This is a genomic window from Kitasatospora sp. NPDC057223, assembly GCF_042669755.1.
Taxonomy (GTDB): domain Bacteria; phylum Actinomycetota; class Actinomycetes; order Streptomycetales; family Streptomycetaceae; genus Kitasatospora.
The window spans coordinates 1-1,543 of the sequence record NZ_JBHUWW010000301.1; the positions used below are offsets into that span (position 1 = coordinate 1).

The following is a 1,543-nucleotide window of genomic DNA, read 5'->3' on the forward strand; positions in this document are numbered from 1 at the left end:
GTAGTAGGTGAGCGATGGGGTGACGCAGGAAGGTAGTCCAGCCCGGGCGGTGGTTGTCCCGGGGTAAGGGTGTAGGCCGAGTGATAGGCAAATCCGTCACTCATTAAGGCTGAGACCTGATGCCGAGCCGATTGTGGTGAAGTGGATGATCCTATGCTGTCGAGAAAAGCCTCTAGCGAGTTTCATGGCGGCCCGTACCCCAAACCGACTCAGGTGGTCAGGTAGAGAATACCGAGGCGTTCGGGTGAACTATGGTTAAGGAACTCGGCAAAATGCCCCCGTAACTTCGGGAGAAGGGGGGCCGGAACTGGTGATGAGTCTTGCACTCTGAGCTGGGGCCGGCCGCAGAGACCAGCGAGAAGCGACTGTTTACTAAAAACACAGGTCCGTGCGAAGCCGTAAGGCGATGTATACGGACTGACGCCTGCCCGGTGCTGGAACGTTAAGGGGACCGGTTAGTCAATCTTCGGGTTGGCGAAGCTGAGAACTTAAGCGCCAGTAAACGGCGGTGGTAACTATAACCATCCTAAGGTAGCGAAATTCCTTGTCGGGTAAGTTCCGACCTGCACGAATGGCGTAACGACTTCTCGACTGTCTCAACCATAGGCCCGGTGAAATTGCATTACGAGTAAAGATGCTCGTTTCGCGCAGCAGGACGGAAAGACCCCGGGACCTTTACTATAGCTTGATATTGGTGTTCGGTTCGGCTTGTGTAGGATAGGTGGGAGACTTTGAAGCAGCCACGCCAGTGGTTGTGGAGTCGTCGTTGAAATACCACTCTGGTCGTGCTGGATGTCTAACCTGGGTCCGTGATCCGGATCAGGGACAGTGTCTGGTGGGTAGTTTAACTGGGGCGGTTGCCTCCTAAAGAGTAACGGAGGCGCCCAAAGGTTCCCTCAGCCTGGTTGGCAATCAGGTGTTGAGTGTAAGTGCACAAGGGAGCTTGACTGTGAGACCGACGGGTCGAGCAGGTGCGAAAGCAGGGACTAGTGATCCGGCGGTGGCTTGTGGAAGCGCCGTCGCTCAACGGATAAAAGGTACCCCGGGGATAACAGGCTGATCTTCCCCAAGAGTCCATATCGACGGGATGGTTTGGCACCTCGATGTCGGCTCGTCGCATCCTGGGGCTGGAGTAGGTCCCAAGGGTTGGGCTGTTCGCCCATTAAAGCGGTACGCGAGCTGGGTTTAGAACGTCGTGAGACAGTTCGGTCCCTATCCGCTGTGCGCGTAGGAATATTGAGAAGGGCTGTCCCTAGTACGAGAGGACCGGGACGGACGAACCTCTGGTGTGCCAGTTGTCCTGCCAAGGGCATGGCTGGTTGGCTACGTTCGGGAGGGATAACCGCTGAAAGCATCTAAGCGGGAAGCCTGCTTCGAGATGAGTATTCCCACCTCCTTGAGAGGGTAAGGCTCCCAGTAGACGACTGGGTTGATAGGCCGGATGTGGAAGCCCTGTAAGGGGTGGAGCTGACCGGTACTAATAGGCCGAGGGCTTGTCCTCAGTTGCTCGCGTCCACTGTGTTGTTCTGAAACAACGACCCCA

1 rRNA gene is annotated in these 1,543 nt (G+C 56.3%); it reads left to right on the forward strand.

Annotated elements, in window-relative coordinates:
• A 23S ribosomal RNA gene (locus ACFUK0_RS40170) occupies positions 1 to 1,501 on the forward strand; the annotation flags it as partial.
• Between the last annotated feature and the right edge of the window lie 42 nt (positions 1,502 to 1,543).